The sequence below is a fragment of the Gracilimonas sp. genome (assembly GCF_031581265.1).
Lineage (GTDB): Bacteria > Bacteroidota > Rhodothermia > Balneolales > Balneolaceae > Gracilimonas.
Window position 1 is genome coordinate 1 of the sequence record NZ_JAVLBQ010000004.1, and the last position, 19,715, is coordinate 19,715.

18 protein-coding genes are annotated in these 19,715 nt (G+C 41.5%); 12 read left to right on the forward strand and 6 right to left on the reverse strand.

The genetic code is table 11. From position 1 onward, the window contains the following. Positions 1-187: 187 nt before the first annotated feature. The 4 genes from RI561_RS02605 to mvaD form a co-directional block, all read right to left on the reverse strand. On the reverse strand, positions 188-1,321 hold the full coding sequence (locus RI561_RS02605; RefSeq protein WP_395078663.1) for a multicopper oxidase domain-containing protein: 1,134 nt from the start codon (positions 1,319-1,321) through the stop codon (positions 188-190). Positions 1,322-1,592: 271 nt separating this feature from the next. Then, positions 1,593-3,869 (reverse strand): hydroxymethylglutaryl-CoA reductase, degradative, encoded by a 2,277-nt coding sequence (locus RI561_RS02610; protein ID WP_395078664.1) that lies wholly within the window; start codon positions 3,867-3,869, stop codon positions 1,593-1,595. A gap of 49 nt (positions 3,870-3,918) precedes the next feature. After that, positions 3,919-4,998 (reverse strand): mevalonate kinase, encoded by a 1,080-nt coding sequence (locus RI561_RS02615; protein ID WP_395078665.1) that lies wholly within the window; start codon positions 4,996-4,998, stop codon positions 3,919-3,921. Further along, a complete protein-coding gene (gene mvaD / locus RI561_RS02620; RefSeq protein ID WP_395078666.1) occupies positions 4,998-6,035 on the reverse strand; it encodes a diphosphomevalonate decarboxylase in 1,038 nt (345 codons plus the stop codon). Before mvaD ends, RI561_RS02615 begins: the two co-directional genes overlap by 1 nt. Positions 6,036-6,249: 214 nt before the next feature. Here mvaD and RI561_RS02625 point away from each other — a divergent pair, with 214 nt between their 5' ends. The 12 genes from RI561_RS02625 to RI561_RS02680 all read left to right on the forward strand — a co-directional run bounded on the left by RI561_RS02625 (position 6,250) and on the right by RI561_RS02680 (position 15,436). After that, entirely contained in the window at positions 6,250-6,438 is a 189-nt protein-coding gene (locus tag RI561_RS02625; RefSeq protein ID WP_395078667.1) for a DUF3565 domain-containing protein, read from the forward strand. Positions 6,439-6,573: 135 nt separating this feature from the next. Further along, positions 6,574-7,053 carry a hypothetical protein gene (locus RI561_RS02630; RefSeq protein ID WP_395078668.1) on the forward strand — a complete coding sequence of 160 codons (480 nt, stop codon included), beginning with the start codon at positions 6,574-6,576 and terminating at the stop codon, positions 7,051-7,053. Positions 7,054-7,157: 104 nt separating this feature from the next. Continuing rightward, complete coding sequence (locus RI561_RS02635) at positions 7,158-8,162, forward strand: lipoate--protein ligase (RefSeq protein WP_395078669.1); 1,005 nt, start codon at positions 7,158-7,160, stop codon at positions 8,160-8,162. Positions 8,163-8,182: 20 nt separating this feature from the next. Continuing rightward, on the forward strand, positions 8,183-9,232 hold the full coding sequence (locus RI561_RS02640; RefSeq protein ID WP_395078670.1) for a COX15/CtaA family protein: 1,050 nt from the start codon (positions 8,183-8,185) through the stop codon (positions 9,230-9,232). Positions 9,233-9,344: 112 nt separating this feature from the next. Further along, complete coding sequence (locus RI561_RS02645; RefSeq protein ID WP_395078671.1) at positions 9,345-9,785, forward strand: hypothetical protein; 441 nt, start codon at positions 9,345-9,347, stop codon at positions 9,783-9,785. An 86-nt stretch (positions 9,786-9,871) separates the two neighbouring features. Beyond that, positions 9,872-10,684, forward strand: a complete 813-nt coding sequence (locus RI561_RS02650; RefSeq protein ID WP_395078672.1) for a FixH family protein — start codon at positions 9,872-9,874, stop codon at positions 10,682-10,684. A gap of 130 nt (positions 10,685-10,814) precedes the next feature. Further along, positions 10,815-13,031, forward strand: coding sequence for a TonB-dependent receptor (locus RI561_RS02655; protein ID WP_395078673.1), 2,217 nt, complete (start codon positions 10,815-10,817; stop codon positions 13,029-13,031). A gap of 282 nt (positions 13,032-13,313) precedes the next feature. After that, positions 13,314-13,538 (forward strand): hypothetical protein, encoded by a 225-nt coding sequence (locus tag RI561_RS02660; RefSeq protein WP_395078674.1) that lies wholly within the window; start codon positions 13,314-13,316, stop codon positions 13,536-13,538. Between the two features lie 6 nt (positions 13,539-13,544). Continuing rightward, a complete protein-coding gene (gene trxA, locus RI561_RS02665; protein WP_395078675.1) occupies positions 13,545-13,871 on the forward strand; it encodes a thioredoxin in 327 nt (108 codons plus the stop codon). Continuing rightward, positions 13,868-14,320, forward strand: a complete 453-nt coding sequence (locus RI561_RS02670) for an OsmC family protein (RefSeq protein ID WP_395078676.1) — start codon at positions 13,868-13,870, stop codon at positions 14,318-14,320. The genes trxA and RI561_RS02670 overlap by 4 nt, the downstream gene beginning before the upstream one ends. Positions 14,321-14,512: 192 nt before the next feature. Next, positions 14,513-14,992: a Dps family protein gene (locus RI561_RS02675; protein WP_395078677.1), complete on the forward strand. Its 480-nt coding sequence runs from the start codon at positions 14,513-14,515 to the stop codon at positions 14,990-14,992. A 57-nt stretch (positions 14,993-15,049) separates the two neighbouring features. After that, a complete protein-coding gene (locus RI561_RS02680) occupies positions 15,050-15,436 on the forward strand; it encodes a DUF302 domain-containing protein (RefSeq protein ID WP_395078678.1) in 387 nt (128 codons plus the stop codon). 14 nt (positions 15,437-15,450) lie between these two features. Here the strand turns inward: RI561_RS02680 and purL are convergent, their stop codons facing one another. Both purL and RI561_RS02690 read right to left on the reverse strand, forming a co-directional pair. Further along, positions 15,451-17,688, reverse strand: a complete 2,238-nt coding sequence (purL, locus tag RI561_RS02685) for a phosphoribosylformylglycinamidine synthase subunit PurL (RefSeq protein WP_395078679.1) — start codon at positions 17,686-17,688, stop codon at positions 15,451-15,453. Between the two features lie 194 nt (positions 17,689-17,882). Next, positions 17,883-19,154: an acetyl-CoA hydrolase/transferase family protein gene (locus RI561_RS02690; RefSeq protein ID WP_395078680.1), complete on the reverse strand. Its 1,272-nt coding sequence runs from the start codon at positions 19,152-19,154 to the stop codon at positions 17,883-17,885. Positions 19,155-19,715 lie beyond the last annotated feature (561 nt).

Genomic DNA, 19,715 nt, shown 5'->3' on the forward strand with positions numbered 1-19,715 from the left:
TTACACACATAACAATAATTATTAATGCTATATATAGCAATAGCATTACATTTTTTTTCGACTTTTCACACAGGCTGTCCTGCTTGGGAATGCAGTCCGGGAAGCTCCAGCTTCCAGTTCTACAGGTTCAAAGCAGTATTATAATATGAAAGGGCGGACAATCTGTCCGCCCTTCTTTTTTTATTCTTTAGTTCTTTTTCGGGCCAGCCTTCAGCGTACCTGTGGCACCTTTCTCAGCATCCACAAATTCATGGTCAATAAGAATGTACTTGCCTTCTTCAGGTACAATCATATCGATGGTAGCTGAGCTGAAGGCTCCAAGTAATACAGTCTGCATTCCTCTCATTTCGTTGAATGGGTGTCCTTCTAACCACACTCTGTCAAAGATCCCACCAATCACGTGGAAGCTGGATGTTCCGCTTGGACCGTTATTACTTACGTGGAATCGTACTCGTTCACCGGCATTGGCTTTGAGCGGTTGGTCGTGCAGGATCGTTTGGTGTCCATTGAATACAACATGAGAAGGATTGTTGCTCGAAGCTGCTTCAAAGTCGTAAGTATACAGATCACCGGAACCTTTGGTCAGGTAGTACTCACTTTGTACGATCACATACTCGCGGTCCACTTCATAACCGGTATCATATCCATCTTTTGGAGATACAACTACAGCTCCGTGTTGTCCCATCGCTGTGTGCATCAATACACTTGGTGTTCCACAGTGGTAGATATAGGTTCCTGGGTAGTTTGCCATCCAGTCAAATTTGATCGTTTCTCCGGGACCAATTGTTCTCCATTTGTCATCTTTGGCAACAGTGCCTGCATGGAAATCCATGGAGTGAGGCATTGGCATTATAGCCGCTGAGTTTTTCTGATAGGGATTATTAGCTACCTGATTCATGAAAGGAGATCCACCTTTGGCAGGATTGGTAATCTTCACTTCTTCATCTGATCGGTTTTTCATTACAAAGGTAATCTTATCCCCTTCTTTAACGTGAAGCACCGGTCCAGGAACGGTTCCACCGAACGTCCATGCCTGGTACCGAACACCTTCCGCCACTTCAATTTCCTGCACGATGATATCGATGCGAACTTCATGGTGCTTATTTCCTTCATAATCCAGCGAGGCCAGATTTGGAAGTTTAGTAACGTACTCCCCCACTACAGGAGGTCCGTTATAATCTTCGGTGTAAACTTCTGCTTCCGGCATACCGAAGGTCATACCATCTAATGTATATTCTGCGGTTTGAGCCATTAAAAGTGAACTCATGCCGAAGAAAACCATTCCAACTAAAAGAGTGATTTTTGAGATTGCGCGTTTCATAGTATTGGATTTTAGTAGTTATTAGTTTTAAGACTATTTTATCTTAAATAAGATTAAAGCCTTCAAATCGTTTCTGTTCAATGATAGACAAGCATTATGAATTTAAGATGAAGATGTCTTAAATAATATTTGTACTGTAAACCGGGAAAGCTTATCTAAGTTTGTAAGTCAGGCAGGTTTGTCAAACTTACATTAGGAAAGAATTAGTGATTGACTTCTGGATCGATAATTAACCAAACTGCATATCAATGACTTCAGCTATAAAATTGCTTTAAGCTTCAGTAGATTTAATCTCAGCGATTAAAGCATCATAACCTGATTCATGCATTTTTTTCTGGATTTTTTGCTGGGTTGATTCTGAATCACAAAGAGCAATCATAGCTCCACCGCCCCCACCGCCTGTTAGTTTAGCGCCAAGGGCTCCATTTCTACGAGCAATTTCAATAAGTTCTTCCACTTCAGGAGAAGAAACTCCGAGCGTGTTCAGGTACCCGTGATTCATATTCATGATCATCCCGAGTTCATTCAGGTTCCGTTCCTCGATTGCCTTTTTAGAGGCCAGGGCAAGTTCATTCATCTGGTCAAAAATCTGCTGATACCAATTTGGATATTTTTCAGCCTGTTCACGAACCTGTCTCACCATTTTTGAAGTCATGCTTTCCACTCCGCTCAGTCCGATTACAATTGGTATGGACTCTTCCAAATGGAGAGTATCCATTTTAGGTGGAGTCCCTTTTTGGAACATGATTAAATTACCATAGGTAGACACGGTATTATCAATTCCTGATGCCCCGCCATGTACAATATTTTCAGATTCAAAAGACAATCGGCGAACATCATCATCACCAAGGCCTAATTCGAAATGCTTATTCAGAGCCCGAATGATGGCCACCGCCAATGCTGCAGACCCTCCCATTCCCATGGCCCTTGGTACTTCCGGAAAGACTTCAATATTCATTGGCTTGTCTCTTAAATCCAGATGATCCAGAAGCATTTCCAGTGATTTATAGATGGAATATTTATGATCTGCCCCAAACTCCAGTGTTTGCTCAACTCCCCATCTCGGTATCATCAATCGCACTCCTTTGTCGTGATCCCATACCTTAGCTTTCATTTTTAGGGTAATGGGAGCAGCTACAGCATGTGTACCATGCACCACTGAGTGCTCGCCGGTCAAAATAATTTTTCCGTATCCAAACGACATGTCATCGTCTTTGTCTGGCGTTGGAGCGGTTACCTTTCCTATACTCTTTTCCTTTTGCAGTTCAGCGACAATTTCTTTGGCCTTCCATACTTTGATCTCTCCGCTTTCCACGAGCCGCTCCAACACTTGTTCGAACAAATCGGCCGGAGCGCCTGCGGTACTTGCCACACTTCTGGCGTGCAGCGTCATGTGTCCCCGTTGAATGCCTTCAGTTCCTAAAGATCGCAGGGCGGAGAAATTCTGTGCCAAGCCAACGGCTCCCATTACTTCAGCTAACTCAGTGGCCTTTTCAATTCCTAAAATACGATGTGCAATTGCCACGGCTTTATTGGATTTCAGAGAACCACCCACCGTTCCTACTTTTAATGGAATATCTATGGTCCCAACCAAATCTCCATTTTCATTTTTAAACCAGTTGGTGAGTGAAGTATATCGTCCGGTTCGGGCTGCATAGGCATGAGCCGCAGCTTCAATAGCCCGCCAGTCGTTACCGGTAGCGATAGCCAATGGATCAATCCCATTCATGATACCTTTGTTGTGGGTGGAAGCCCGATACGGATCTACTCCCGCAAATTCTGCGGCCCTTATAATTCCATCACGGACTTCTTTTCCTGACGAATCATTAAAATCTAAAAACTTGGTTGGGATCTCACACTTGGCCCTCACCATAGCACGGTCAGTCAAATTTGACAAGATGCGGAGATATACTTTAGATCCGGAAATTTTTTCGACCAATGGAGCCACCCCTTCACACATACTGTTCACTAAATTAGCTCCCATCGCATCCCTCGTGTCAACCAACAAATGGACCACTACCATGCTTCCCGGATGTCGGTCTTGCTGATGAATCATTACTTCCAGATCAATAGCACCTCCACCTCTTTTTACCATATTGGGGTGAAGGCTGTTGGCAAGATTCAGGATCTCCTGTTTTTCCTGCAAAATAGCGTGACGAACTTTCATGGGATGACGCACATCCACCAGCTGAATTTGTCCGATCAGGATTGGATCATCAGATTCAACTTCAAAACCACCGGCATTACGTACCACTTTTGCTGCAGAACTTACCGCCGCTAAAATTGAGGGCTCTTCCACCACCATTGGTACGATATATGGCTTATCGTTGATCAGGAAATTGAGCCCCAAGCCCAAGGGAAGTCCAAATACACCGATCACGTTTTCGATCATCTTATCTGCATTCTCCTGCGTCAACAGATGCATTTGCTCTCGAAGAGAAATGTAATCTTCCTGGTTAAGGATTCCTTTGTCACGTAAAATATCGAGGCGATTTTCTACACTATACTTATAAAACTTTGGAATGCGGGATTTGTCGTTATTACTCATGGATATAAATTTCGAAAAGTGAGCTTAGTAAAGTTGCTATACTTGGTATTTATTCGCTGATTTCCTGAGTTTTGGAAATCTCTACACCTGCGGGTTGAGCTTCAAGATTCATTAGGTCAAATACGCTATTATCGATGGCTTGCTTAATCTTTGTCATGGTATGCTCGCTATTGCAAAATGCTATTCCAATATCACCGCCGCCGGCACCGGATGGTTTGTAGGTCCCACCTTGACTCTTCACTATAGAATAAATTTCTTCGTGCACATCCGACATGATTTCTGTGTTACTTCGCTTACCCAGCTCACGTTCACACTCTGTAAAACCTGAAATGACTTCCAAAAAAGTATCTACATCTCCGGAGCCGAATGACTTCACTCCCTCTTTTGACAAGTCACACATTTTTGTAATAATCGATTTGTATGCAGATGGGTTCTCCTCTTTGAACTCATTTACACTTCGTACAAAATTCCGGGTTGAAGCAGCATATCCGGCCCAAATACACGACATATAAAGATTTTCGGGGCGATTAATTCGTTCAATAACTCCATTGGGCTGATCAGGATTATCGGGCATGGTGTAGCTTAAAATCCCACCGGTAGCACTTGCTGCAATATCCACGCCACTGCCTACTTTGCCCTGTGCAAAACGGTGTGCTTGGAAAGCTTCTTGGTAGAGGTCCATTTCCGACATTTCTACTCCCATATATTCTACCAACCCGGAAAGCAAAGAAACCGTAAGCGCCGCACTGGAACCAAGTCCAAATTTATGACCGGTAACCCGATGGTAAAAAGAAGAAGTATCAATCTGAATGGAAGCGCCGGGAATATGTCCAAAATTTTGAGTTACATATTTCAGAATGCAAAGCACAAATCTAAGCTGGTCTTCAGTATCTGAATCAACAAGGGTTCGGAAGTGAGCATCTCCGTACCCATCAAGGTTAAACTGAATTTCGGGTAGGTTTAAGTTGGGTGTACGCACTTGAAACGTACTGTTATACAGAGAATCAATATGTACTTCACATTGCCTGTCTACTGCGGCAACTAAAGCGGGAGCCCCCTCCAATACAGCATACTCGCCCAAAAGAATGAGTTTTCCCGGTGATGTAACGTTGATGGTAATATCGTCCATTATGCGATGATTTCATTTTCCGGGGTTACTATTTTCGCAGCCGGCCCCGGTTTTGCTTCAATTATGTGCTCTACGTCATCCACTTCAAATACGGCTTTCTTGATCTCATCAACTGAATCCGGTAGGCATAATATTTTTACCTGCGGACCTGCATCAATGGTGACATAAGCCGGTATTCCGCTTTGACGTAATTTCCACACTTTATGAATCGTTTCTGTGGTCGCAGCATTCCAATATAAAATTGGAGGCCTCGCAGACATAGCAAGTCCGTGCATTTTAAAGCAACTATGCTCAGTAAGTTCCCCAACTTTTTCGAAATCTTTGGCTGAAATGGCGTTTCTCATTTCATCGAGATCTGAGGACTGAGATGAAATCCATTCTTTATAATATGGTGCAGATTGAGCCGTTCGGTTCATCCCTTCAGTGGAGCCAAGTTTCTTTTTTTCTGTGGAAGTTACCACTACCAACAACCGGATATCCCAATGAGATTCACCATAAAGTTGAACTGCTATATCTTCACTGCCATCCTCTTTACTACCCAATTTCATCTCAGCAAAACCACCGTAAATAGAACGAGCAGCAGAACCCGAGCCCATTCTTGCAAAAGCTGAAAGTGATTCATCATTTAAATTCAAACCAAGACGGTCGTTGACTGCTAAAGCTAATGCAGCAAATCCTGAAGCAGAAGATGCCAGCCCTGCACCGGTTGGAAAATTATTCCGGCTATTGATGCGAGCTTTTGGCCGGTCTTTTGTCGCCGCTCCAAGATCAAGAAAATCAGATATTCGTTTTAGTTCTTTTCCACCAAATTCTTTTTCATTCAGGCTAAAGACATCCTGATCTAAACTCTCATCAAACTGCAGGGTGGTTTGGGTATGAAGAGCATCGAGCGTGAGGGAAATAGATCCAACTGCCGGCAAATTCATTTGCACGGATCGTTTTCCCCAATATTTGATAAGTGCAATATTGGAGTGGGCTACCGTCGTAACTGGCTCAAATTTAAAATCTTCGATGTCAGAGTGATTGAGGTTTTCCACAAATACAATTTAGTGTGCAAAAACGGTTTCAAAGTTAAGCTTTTGAATTCAGTTTAAACAGGATTTTTTCAAATGTATAATACTTAACTTAAAGATTTGAATGATGCTTTTATAAGTTTTAGAACAATGAATCCTATTTTTTTGTGCCATCTGTTTACGCATCCAACCAATTCATACTAATTTCGACCTATAAAGTTTAGACCTTTTCTAAAATATGAAACAAGAAATAGTAGGATTTCACAAAGACGAAGTTGGGGATTGGGTAGCTGACCTGAAATGCGGCCACACCCAACATGTCCGGCATAATCCGCCCTGGCAATTACGTCCCTGGGTAATATCCGAGGAAGGGCGTAAGTCTAAGTTAGGTAAAGAATTGGATTGCAAGAAATGTGATAAAAATTGAGTAATTTTATTGCCACGAAATCTCAAAAACACTAAAAGTGAAAAAGTATTTAATATCTTTGTGTTTTCAGTGATTTAAAATTTTCGTGTTTTAGTGTTTTAGTGGCAACATGTAACTAACCCAAATGGTGATCATATGAGCTCTTCTGTTTTCTTTCGTACCGTGATATGTGGTTTTATTGCAACTTTTTTGATGGCGATGGTTGCCTTTTTTCAAGGTGCTATTGGCTTACCGGTCATTGATGTGGGACATATTTTGACCGAAAGTTTTAATCATGTTTATGAGGGAGAACCATATCACATTTTTTATGGGAACCTTGCTTTTAACCTCATTGGAATTGGTTTGGCACTAATCTGGGTGGTGTACCTTCAGAAGCGTATTCCCGGTAACTGGCTGGTTCAGGGTATTATTTATGGCATTATAATTTCAGTAATTGCCGGATTGATTGTCTCGCCGGTAGTATCTCAGGCTGCAGGAGAATCATTTGGAATCTTCTACTCCAAAACATGGGTTCCGGGCAAACTCATCATCGCAGGATTACTGATGCATTTAGTATATGGTGTTATATTAACTCAAACCCTTAAAGTAGCCGGAGTTGACGGGACAAATAGTTGATTCTTTGTCCCCTGTTATAAACTACATAGACTAATTTGATTCCCCTTTTCGGCAGAATGATCATACCTTTCAAACCATCATAATTAAAAAATATATCGCACCCAATGATCTTTATCGACAACGAGGGAATCACTAAGCCTCAGATCAACCTTGCCCTTGAGGAATACGCATTACGCAATTTTGGTGAATCAGACGATTATCTGCTTTTTTATGTTAATGAACCGTCTATTATCATTGGTAGAAATCAGAACACACTGGAAGAGATCAATGACGAATATGTTCGCAATAATGGCATTCATGTTGTTAGAAGGATGTCGGGCGGTGGAGCGGTGTATCATGACCTGGGGAATCTTAACTTCAGCTTCATCACCAATTACAAACAAGAGAATCTAAATAACTTCCTGAAATTCAACGAGCCGGTCATTCGCATTTTGAAGGAAATGGGTGTTCCGGCAAAGATGAGTGGGCGAAATGATATTTTGGCTAACGAAAAAAAGATATCCGGAAATGCACAATTCTCTACCGGCAAACGGATGTTCAGTCATGGCACCCTCCTCTTCAACAGCGATTTGGGTGAAGTGGCCAATGCATTGAATGTGAAGATGAGTAAGATTCAATCAAAGGGACATAAATCAGTTCGTAGCCGGGTGGCTAATATCATCGAGTTTCTTGATACCAAAAAAATGAAGTTATCAGATTTTAAACAGCGTATTTTGGATGGCTTATACCAGGATCGTGAAAATTTTGAAACCTATAAGCTAACCGAAGACGAGTGGAAATCGGTTCATGAATTGAAAGATGAGAAATATGGAAACTGGGAATGGAATTACGGAAAATCCCCTAAATTCAACATTCAAAGAACCAAGCGATTTCCGGTTGGGGAAATTGACCTCCGCCTCGACGTGCAAAAAGGCCATATCAAAAACCTGAAAATTTATGGGGATTTCTTTGGTAAAGAATCTGCTCATGAAGTTGAAGATTTACTTCAAGGTGTTCGGTATGAACCGGAAGACATCGCAGCTTCCATCAAAAAAGTAGATGTAAAGGATTACTTCGGCAATATTGAGCAACAAGAATTTCTGGACCTCATCTACGGAGAAGATGAATAACTATTTAAAATTTATGCAAAATGAACCCTGAGTATAACCGACCTGTTTATCTTTGGCTTTGGTCCGGAGTGATTTTAATAACCCTGATGGTAATAATTGGTGGAATTACCCGGTTGACTGATTCCGGCCTTTCCATGAGCGATTGGAATCTCATTATGGGTTCCGTCCCTCCCATGAATGAAGTGGAATGGGACAAGGCTTTTGAACGGTACAAGGAGTTTCCCCAGTATCAAAAACTGAATGCAGGCATGTCGCTGGATGAGTTTAAGACCATCTATCTTTGGGAATATCTTCATCGTTTGATTGGCCGAGTCGTTGGTATCATTTTCATTGTTCCCTTTATCTGGTTTTGGGTAAAAGGGCATTTTGACAAACGATTGCTAAAGCGACTGTGGATACTACTTTTTCTTGGAGCTTCACAGGGTGCTATGGGCTGGATAATGGTCAAGAGTGGTTTGGTAGATGTGCCCTATGTCAGCCATTACCGGCTGGCTATTCACTTCTCTTTGGCACTGATTCTTTTTGCCTACTGCCTGTGGCTGGCTTTGGATGTTAAATACCACAGCAGTCTTAAAAAGGGTGAAGCAAATGCCATTCCTTATAAAAAATGGATGTATGCCATTGGTACCTTGCTTTGGCTTCAAATTATTTATGGGGCCTTTACAGCCGGTCTTGATGCCGGATATATGTATAACAGTTTCCCAAAAATGGGTGGCGAATGGCTTCCCCCAACATTTTCAGCCCTTGAGCCCTTCGTAGCAAACCTCGTTGAGAACCCCGGCACTGTTCAGTGGATTCATCGAGTTATTGGAACTATTTTGCTTACCACTGTTCTTTCCTTCTGGTGGAAATTATATCAATCAGACCGTTCTTCAGACTTGATGAAGCTTGGCAGTTCTTTATTAGGAGTTCTTGTGCTGCAATATCTGTTTGGAATTTTTACGGTGATATATAGCGTACCGATTGCACTTGGTGTGCTACACCAAACAGTAGCTGTTATATTCTGGGGCGTATTTTTGGCTTTATGGCATAAAATGAAATATCGTGAATTGTATGCTGAATTCTCTTGAATTTAAAATCGTACTAAAAAACAGTTCTAATTGTTGTAATAAAGTCTATTCTATTGACTCTTTTTAATTCACTTAACATATTCTTTATGTAGAATTTTTATATTTGGTTCTAATGAGTTTGAATTCCACATATCACAAAATTACCGGCTACACTACTTTAATAGTGTTGCTGTGGAATATTGTGGGTTGGTTAGGTTTTGGATTAGTTATTGATCACACCCATAAGCACAGTAAAGAGCATCATTGTGAAGTTACTTTCTGCTTTTGTGAAATAGAAGAAGGAGAAACTATTTGTACATGTCACCACAATGATATGAACAAAGAGAATGCTCATTCCGATGATCACGATAATGAGTTTTGTTACTTTTCCAGTTCTCATTCTGATTCTAATACTGCCTCACAATCACTTATTGTTATTGCAAAATTCAATGCTCTTTATTTGAGTAGTGAAGACTTACCCAGCCTAACGGATATGCATGAATTCAATGCTGAAAAAGAATTTATGGTCTTATCCGGTACTGTTCCCGACCTTCTTCGCCCTCCCCGCGGTTAGTTTTGTTTAATACTATTTATCAAACGGAATCCAGTTCATTGGATTCTCATATCTCTATTTAAACAAAACTAAACAAGGTTTTTACCATGAATAAGCTAAATATATTTGGCCGAATAACGGCTATGGCAGTTTTGGTGTTTACTGCCACTTCTTGCAACACCACGAATGATTCAGATCCTACATTGGATTTGATGCCCATTAACTCTGTTACGGTTGATGGCTACACCGTTTCTCTTGAGTCAGATAATGAACTCGAAACCGGCTCCAATGACCTTTATTGGAAGATAGAACAAGACGGGAATATGATAACCCCGCAATCAATCACCATTAACCCTATGATGGATATGGTTGAAATGAACATGATGCACTCAACCCCTTTCGAACAGCCTCAAACTGCCGAGGAGGATGATCGGTATTTTAAAAACATGGCCGTTTTTATTATGCCAAGCGGCATGGGCAACTGGACTGTGAATTTTGAAATTACTTTACAAAACGATGAAGTCATTTCAGGAGAGATGCCCATTGAAGTCAATTCTTCCTGGAGACTCACAAGTGTTCAACATGAGCAAAGTGGGGACGTTTATTTCATTACATGGCATTCTCCAAATAAACCGGTTGTAGGTGAAAATGATCTTACATTTTTGGTTCACACTAGAGCATCCATGATGAACTTCCCAGCTGTTTCAGATATTGAAATGGACGTATACCCCTATATGGATATGGGTGGAGGAAGCGGTCATTCCACAGATTACGCAACTCCAACAGCCACCGGCAATGGAGCCTACGAAGGTTCTATCAACTACAGCATGAGTGGCACCTGGACTACTTCAGTAGAATTAATTGTGGAAAATGACACGCTGCCGGAAGTGGTATTCGAATACAGCGTTCAAGCTGAGTAGAAAACTGGAAAAGAACCTGCGAGCGTCCTTAAGACCTCGCAGCGTTCAATGTTGAATTATAAAAACAAAAAACCGCAACGCTCGCAGGTCTAAGAATACTGTAAGGTTGCTACTTTAAGAAATTGAGGTCATGAAGAAGTTAATTTATATCATCGCATTTTTTATTTGGGCTGAGCCGATCTTGGGACAGGAAATATCCATTCAAGTGCTGGATCGAACCACCCAAGAACCGATTGTTCAGGCACACATCAAAGATCATTCTGAAAACGTACTCACAGTAACTGACTTAAATGGCTACTTCAGCATCAATCCCAAAAAACATTCGCATGTATTTATTTCTGCAGTTGGGTTTTCCACCAAAGAAACACTCCTGAGTTTAAATACAAAAACTATCTATTTGAACCCCCAAGTATTTCAGGATAAAACTGAACTTTTGGTCATCGGCAATCCTGAAGGAACAGATAATGTGCGCGCCTATGAACAGCGTAACACTACTCAAAGCATGGATCAGTTCCTGGATAATATTGATGGGATTTCAACTAATAAACGGGGTGCTTTTGCATGGGAACCGGTCATTCGAGGACAAAGTGACCAACGCATGAATTTAACCATTGATGGGATGCAGATTTTTAAAGCTTGTGTAGACAAAATGGACCCAATTACCTCCTACGTCGAAACCAACAACCTCTCCAAGCTGGATATTGATAAGAGTGGGTCCGGAGTTGCTCAAAATGGATCAGGAAGAAGCTCTATTGACCTTATAACCCAGCGAGCTGAATTTAATGCTTTTTCCATGGAGCTTAAGTCTGCTTATCGTTATCCCGATCAATATAGAACCTTGAACATCACCGGGAATACTTCAGATGCCTCCGGTCGAAATGCCTTACGGTTTTCCGGGAGCTACAAAAAAGCCGATGATTTTACGGCCGGCAATGATCGTACTATAAACAATACGCAGTATGAAAAACTGAACCTGAATTTGAGCTACAAGCATACGTTTCCATCCAACCATTCGATTGAAGCCAATTATATTACTGATAAAGCTTATGATGTAGGTTACCCCGCCCTGTTGATGGATGCAACAAAGGCACTTGCCGACATTGGGCAGATTCAATTTAATTTTGCCTCATCTAACAAAGATTTTCAATTCGATAAAATTCAGGTTTATGCCAATATGATTCGCCATTGGATGGATGACGATGACCGGGATGTTGCTACCCGTGAAGTTATGCAAGGAATGAATATGCCAATGTATGGGACTACCACAACTTTTGGAGCTCGTATTAATGGCTTGGCAACAATATTCGATCATTCTTTTGACTGGTTTATAAATGGCTTTTCTTCTGAAGCATTTGGTGATATGGAGATGATCAGTATTTATCCCGATATCGAAGATATGTATATCTATAACTTGGATAACGTGCAGACTCAAAATTTTGGTTTAGGATTTAAGCATCAATTTCGAATATCGGAATCCGTATTGCTGAAGCTGGAAGAAAATGTCAGATATAAAAGTTTGGGAACCGGAAGCGACCGCTATGCTTCATTTTTTGAGGGAGCTTATGGCAGAGAAGTAGAAACCCGTCAAAAATTTCTGCTATCCGGATCATTGAGCACGCTTTGGATGCTGAACGATCGGTGGAGCCTTTCAGGGAATTTGGTGTACTCTGAGCGCATGGGTAATCATATGGAGCTATTTGGACATTATATCTACAACTATACCGATGGTTTTTTCTACGACGGAAATCCCTGGCTTCAAACCGAGCGATCACTTAACACTGATATCAATACAACCTGGGAAGCTGAAAATCATTCATTCACTTTGTCGCTATTTTACAAGCAGTATTACAATTATATTGATGGAGTTTTGGCTGAAGATGTTAGCAGCAACGACTTCAAGTTCAAGCGATATTCTAATGTTGGGGATGCCACTATTTCGGGCGGGGAATTCAGAATGCTGAATAATTTTTCTCACATCTTTAGTTTGGAGAATCGGGTTTCCTATCTTTATGCTCAGAATCGAACACTGGGTGAACCCCTGCCCCTTATCCCTCCTCTGAAAGGAAACAGTATGCTTCATATTCACCATAATAAAAACATGTGGATGGCAGAAGTGGAATGGGCTGCAGCACAAAACCGAATCGCAGAAACAATGTCGATTGAGGACAAAACCGAAGGGTATGCTATCTTGAATTTCACCTGGGAACGAAACTGGATGAATGATTCTCTTTCTTCTATTCTAAGTCTGAATAATCTCCTCGATGACTACTATCACACGCACACCAGCATCGGAAATATTCCCGAAGCCGGAAGAAGTGTAATGCTTTCGCTGAGTTATAATTTTTAAAAAATTTAAGCATTAAACCAATTCAGCTCTTCTATAATCTCTGATTTTCAGAAGAGCTGAAATTGGTCTATTCCCCATTCAAAAGACAATCTTTCCAAAGAACAAGACCAATTTCTTCTTAGATGGTCTGATTGAATGAATGTTATCAAGATTAAAAGCCTCGGTGCACGTGTAATAACTTGTTATAACAACTTATCCTCCTTTACTAAATCAGTTTAATATTGTCTTCACAATAGAACAGTATTTATAGATATGAATTCAATTATAAAAACGAAGTTGTTTATGAACTGGCACACTATGCGCTGGGTAGCATTGTCCATTGGAATTTTCCTGGCAGTAATGGCCATTTGGTATCAAGATATTTTTACCGGCTTTTTGAGTGCCTTTTTTGTCTTTCAAGCCGTTACCAATACTGGGTGCATGGTATCACAATCTTGTGGAGTTCCCCAACAAAAGGAATTCAAGAATACCGAAGAATCTGAAATCAATTACACTGAGGTTAAATAAATCATCATGGAAAGCACAGAAACCAAAAAGAAATCATTCAACGATATCATTAATGACGATACACCGGTATTGGTGGATTTTTATGCCGACTGGTGTGCTCCCTGTAAAATGATGACACCCATCCTTCAACAACTGAAAAGTGAAATGGGCGACAAACTCAACATCATCAAAATTGATACCGAGCGGAACCCGGATGTAGCTATAAAATACCAAGTACGGGGAATTCCAAATTTGATCCTTTTCAAGAACGGTGAATTGATATGGCAACAAGCCGGCGTAGTTCAAATGCCACAGCTCAAACAAATTATTGAACAAAATCTGGCAGAACGATGAGCAAATTAGTTCAACATACCTATGATGTAGATCTCAACTGGAATGAGGACCGACAAGGAACCCTCAGCTCAAATAAACTCTCTGATTCAATTGAAGTGGCAACTCCCCCTGAATTTCCCGGAGGAGTGGAAGGTGTTTGGAGTCCGGAGCATTTGTTTATTGCGTCTGTAAGCAGCTGTTTTATGACGACCTTTGGAGCTATCGCAGAATATTCGAAGCTGAAATATGAAGACCTGTCCGTGCCGGCAACCGGGACCATGAGCAACAAATCCGGCAAGTTTGTGATGAGTGAAATTATTCTCCGTCCCAAATTGGTTATCATGGATGAGAATCAGAAAGATAAGGCACTCCGAATTTTACAAAAAGCCGAAGAGGCTTGTTTAATTACCCGCTCCATAAAAACGGATGTGAAACTGGAACCGGAAGTTGTTGTTGGAGTTGCCGGATAATTTTTTATTCCATTATTTCGAACCAGCGGTTCTGGCATGCATTACGAACGAGACGTTCGTAACGAGGAAAAAAAGGCCAAAGAATATTACAGAAGGCAGAAGTAGCCTGCCTAATCACTCGGTCTATTACAACTGAAGTAAAACTGGAATCTACAATTGCCATAGCGGCATTAAATTAACAGAGAAAAAATTATGAGTAATCTAAATAATATCGGTCTTGATAAAGACAAATCAGGAAAACTATCCGAAAAACTTGGTGTATTGTTAGCCAGTTATACCGTCTTTTACCAGAATACGCGAGGATATCACTGGAACATTAAAGGTAAAAACTTTTTTGAGCTGCATGTAAAATTTGAAGAGTTATACAATGACCTCTTCGTGAAAATTGATGATGTCGCAGAACGCATACTCACCCTTGGGTTTACCCCCGAACACCGGTACTCAGAATACGTTTCAAAATCGTTGATTGAAGAAAGCCGAAAAGTCACTGATGGAGAAAAAGCTATAGATGAAATCCTGGATGCTTTTAAAGCGTTGATAACATTACAACGTGAAATCCTTGACCTCTCAGATGAGGCAGACGACGAAGGTACCAACGCAATGATGAGTGATTACATTACTGAACAAGAGAAACTTGTCTGGATGTACTCATCTTATGCTCACAAGCAATGAATGAATCTCGTGTTTTAGTGGCAAATCATAAATCTCAAATCATCAATCAAAAATCCCATGTCATATCATTTTAGTAAAACCATAGATCTTGGCTTTGATGAAGCCATTGAAAAAACAACGGCCATCCTGAAAGAAGAAGGATTTGGCGTACTCACCGACATAGACATCAAGGAAACGCTGAAGAAAAAGCTGGACGTGGATTTTAGGAATTACCGGATTCTTGGAGCTTGTAATCCGCCCAATGCGTACAAAGCACTTCAGGCTGAAGGACATATTGGGTTGATGCTTCCCTGTAATGTAATCGTTCAGGAACATGAAGATGGCACTGTCGAGGTTTCAGCAGTAGATCCCATCGCCTCCATGCAAGCTATCGAGAATAAGGAACTCGGCGAAGTTGCCGACACCGTTCAGGGCATGCTAAAGAAAGTCATTGAGAAGCTATAGAATTAAAATTATTCTCAGACTTCCATGGCTTTAGGAATCACGCTCTCGTAGATCTCTTCGGATTCCGCAACATCCAGGGAAAGCATGTTTTTAATCTCAAGTGTATCTCCCTTAACAACACCCAATTCATACAGCGGAACATCAGCTTCTTCAAAGTGGTGTTTTACCGTTTGAAGCTCAGGGGCAGCAATTGTTATTACTACTCCGGATTGAGCTTCACTGAATAAAATCTCATGCGGAGTTCCGGTTAAAGTATCTACAGAAAGTTCTGCTCCTTTCTTTCCAAAGATAGCCATCTCTGCCAATGAGGTTGCTAATCCACCATCAGAAAGGTCATGAGCTGCGGTAACTAATCCTAACTTAATAGCAGTTAAAAGTGACTCTTGTAATTTGACTTCAAAATCGAGATCGATTTCGGGGGCATCACCTGTGGTAAGTTCATGGATCGTTTTTAGATACTCACTGCCACCCAATCCTTTTCGGTCGGCTCCAATGTAGAGTACGAGATCTCCTTCATTTTTAAATGCAGGGGTGGTTAGGTGTTTTTCTACATCTTCTATTACACCAAGCATCCCAATTATTGGAGATGGGAAAATAGCACTGTTTGGATTTTCATTATAGAAACTCACATTTCCACCGGTCACCGGTGTATTTAGAGCGCGACAAGCATCACCCATACCTCCTAATGCTTCTTTGAACGTCCAGTATACTTCCGGTTTGTACGGGTTTCCAAAATTCAGACAGTTCGTAATCGCCATCGGTTTTGCACCTGAGCAAACTACGTTTCGGGCAGATTCAGCCACTGCTATTTGTCCACCTTTACGAGGATTCAAATATACATAACGACCGTTGCAGTCCGTTTTAGCAACCAATCCTTTATTGGTTCCTTTAATACGAATAACACCGGAATCTGAAGCTCCCGGGCCGGTTACCGTATTGGTACGAACCATGGTGTCATATTGCTCATGTACCCATCTCTTGGAGGCTATATTGGGTGACCCAAGTAATTGCTTCAAGGTCTCGGTATGATCATCGGGATGGTCCAATGAAGAGGCATCAAAATTCTGAACTTCATCAAGGTATGATGGCTTCTTGGTTTCGCGGATATATTGAGGGGCTCCACCGCCAAGGACTAAATGGTCAGCCGGAATTTCGGCTTTAATTTCGCCTTCTTTCCAATACGTTACTTTATCCCCTTCAACCACTTCGCCGATCACTACTCCGTGGAGGTCCCATTTTTCATAGACATCAATAATTTCTTGCTCGCGACCTTTTTCAGCTACAATCAACATGCGCTCCTGACTTTCCGAAAGCAGCAATTCATAGGCCGTCATACCATCTTCACGCGCCGGGACTTTGTCCAAATCAACGCGCATTCCCTGTCCACCTTTAGCGGTCATTTCGGATGAGGAACACGCTATACCGGCTGCTCCCATATCCTGCATTCCAACCACGGCTCCGGTTTGTAGCACTTCAAGACTGGCTTCCAGTAATAATTTTTCAGTGAAAGGATCACCAACCTGTACACTGGGACGTTTGGCTTCACTTTCTTCACTAATTTCTTCTGAAGCAAAGGTAGCACCGTGAATTCCATCCCGCCCTGTACTTGCGCCCACAATAATCACCGGGTTTCCAATGCCTTCCGCAATTGCTGAAGCTGTTTCACCTTCCTTTACTAACCCAATACTCATGGCATTGACGAGGGGATTGCCTTCATAACTTTCATCAAAAACCACTTCACCCGCTATAACAGGAACACCAAATGAATTTCCATAGTCCCCGATTCCTCTAACCACTCCATCTAATAAGTATCGAACGCGAGGGTTTTCCATAGAACCAAAACGCAGCGAATTCAAGCTTGCTACCGGGCGAGCCCCCATCGTAAAAATATCCCTATGAATACCACCAACACCCGTTGCCGCTCCCTGATAGGGCTCAATAGCAGAAGGGTGATTGTGACTTTCAATTTTGAACGCACATCCAAGTCCATCGCCTAAATCTACCAGACCCGCATTTTCTTCTCCGGCTCCTACCAATAAATTCTCACCTTCGGATGGAAGTTTTTTGAGTTCAATAATGGAGTTTTTATAGGAACAGTGTTCGCTCCACATCACGGAATACACGCCCAGTTCGGTAAAAGTCGGAGTACGTCCCAAGCGAGAAACAATCATTTCATATTCTTCTTCGGTGAGACCGTGTTCGAGGGCAAGTTCCAGGTTTACTTCCGGTTCCTGAATAGCGGTATTAGACATTTTGGTATGTTGGAATTGGGATTTATCCGGCTTCAAATAACCGGATGTGTTCAGACGGAACAGAAGGTACGATTATTTGAGAAAAGGCTCTAATGGTTTGAGGGGAAATTCGTTATTAGTTGAATAGTTAACCGGAAAGACTAAGTTGTCGATACTAATTCCACCAAAAAACCGCTCAGCGAGCCGTTGTACTTTTAACCTCCAAATCGTTCGGAAACCGCTTTCTCCAGTTCTTCGCGATGATCCGGATGGGCAATATCTACTAATGCTTTGGCGCGTTGACCTAAATTCTTTCCGTATAAATTAGCAACTCCATATTCTGTGACTACATAATGCACGTGAGCTCGTGTAGTAACTACACCTGCACCCTGTTTCAGAAATGGAACAATACGGCTGATTCCTTTTTTAGTAGTTGAAGGCAGCGCAATAATGGGCTTTCCTCCAGGAGATAATGAAGCTCCGCGAATGAAATCCATTTGTCCGCCCACACCGGAATAATGGAACGTACCGATAGAATCAGCACAAACCTGTCCCGTTAAATCCACTTCCACTGCACTGTTGATGGCTGTTACTTTCGGATTTCTTCGGATTACTGCCGTATCATTTATATAGGCAATATCCAACATGGCTACAGAGGGGTTATCATCTATGAAATCATAGGTTCTACGGGAACCCATTACAAAACCACTGACTACTTTACCGGGGTGAATTTTTTTATTCATTCCATTTATCACCCCACTTTCAACCAACTCAATCACTCCATCTGAAAACATTTCCGTATGAACACCCAGATTTTTATGGTTGGTCAAACTTTTTAGTACTGCATTGGGGATGGCTCCAATGCCCATTTGTAATGTCGCTCCGTCATCGATCAGTTCGGCACAATATTGTCCAATTTTAAGCTCAGAGTCATCTGGTTCAGGAACAATTTGTTCAGGTATCGCATCATCTACTTCAACAAAAGCATTAATTTTGCTTACGTGAATTTGTCCATCGCCGTGGGTGCGAGGCATATTTGGATTCACCTGAGCAATTACGTGCTTTGCGGTTTGGGCTGCAGCAACCGCTGCATCTACTGATACTCCCAATGAGCAGAATCCATGGGCATCCGGAGGGGAAACATGAATAAGAGCTACATCTAAAGGTAAAATTCCATGACGAAATAAATTCGGAACTTCACTTAAAAAAACCGGCACATAGTCTCCCCGACCTTCATTGACTGCCTTTCTTACATTTGCGCCGACAAACAAGGCATTCACAAAAAAGTTATCCTTGTATTCCGGATCAGCATAAGGGGCAGGACCTTCTGTATGGAGATGAATAACCTCTACATCCTTTAGTTCCTCGTGCCGATCAGTCATTGCCTGTATAAGCCGAACCGGAGTAGCTGAAACACCGTGCACAAAAACCCGATCGCCTGATTGAATAGCCTTTACCGCTTCTGCAGCCGTCATATACTTACTCATAGAATTTTATTTGATGAATGATTTACCCCAATGATAGCCATCCATTATGAATTTTTCTTAAAGAGAGTATTTATTTTATAAAGCTTTCGGAATAGAACGCAGATGACACAGATTGGGCGGATAGTCACTGATGCATGCTTGCCACGAAAGCACTATAACATTAAATAATTTATACATTTCTAAGAGTGACTAATTTCATTTCACTCCCGCCATTCTGTAGCAGAGTAATAGTCCCAATGGGACGGCCGAATGTAGCCCCGGAATTCATTCCGGGGTTTAATGTATAAAATGTCAAATCCCGTAAGGATGGTCCGAATTCAGTTTTATATCAGTAATGTTGTGTCGTCCTTACAAGACTAAATCATTAGGCTATATAATAACCACAGGCTGAAGCCGCGTGGCTGCACTCTGTCACTCCTCCGGAGTTGAAACTATTTAAAAGATTATCATAGCAAATTACCAAAAGTATCCTATCTACTCCTTTACCCAAGCTTAAGATTAATTTCTTCTACAAAAAAATCTCTCCTCTTTTATTGAATATTTGTCAAAATCACCGTAAAA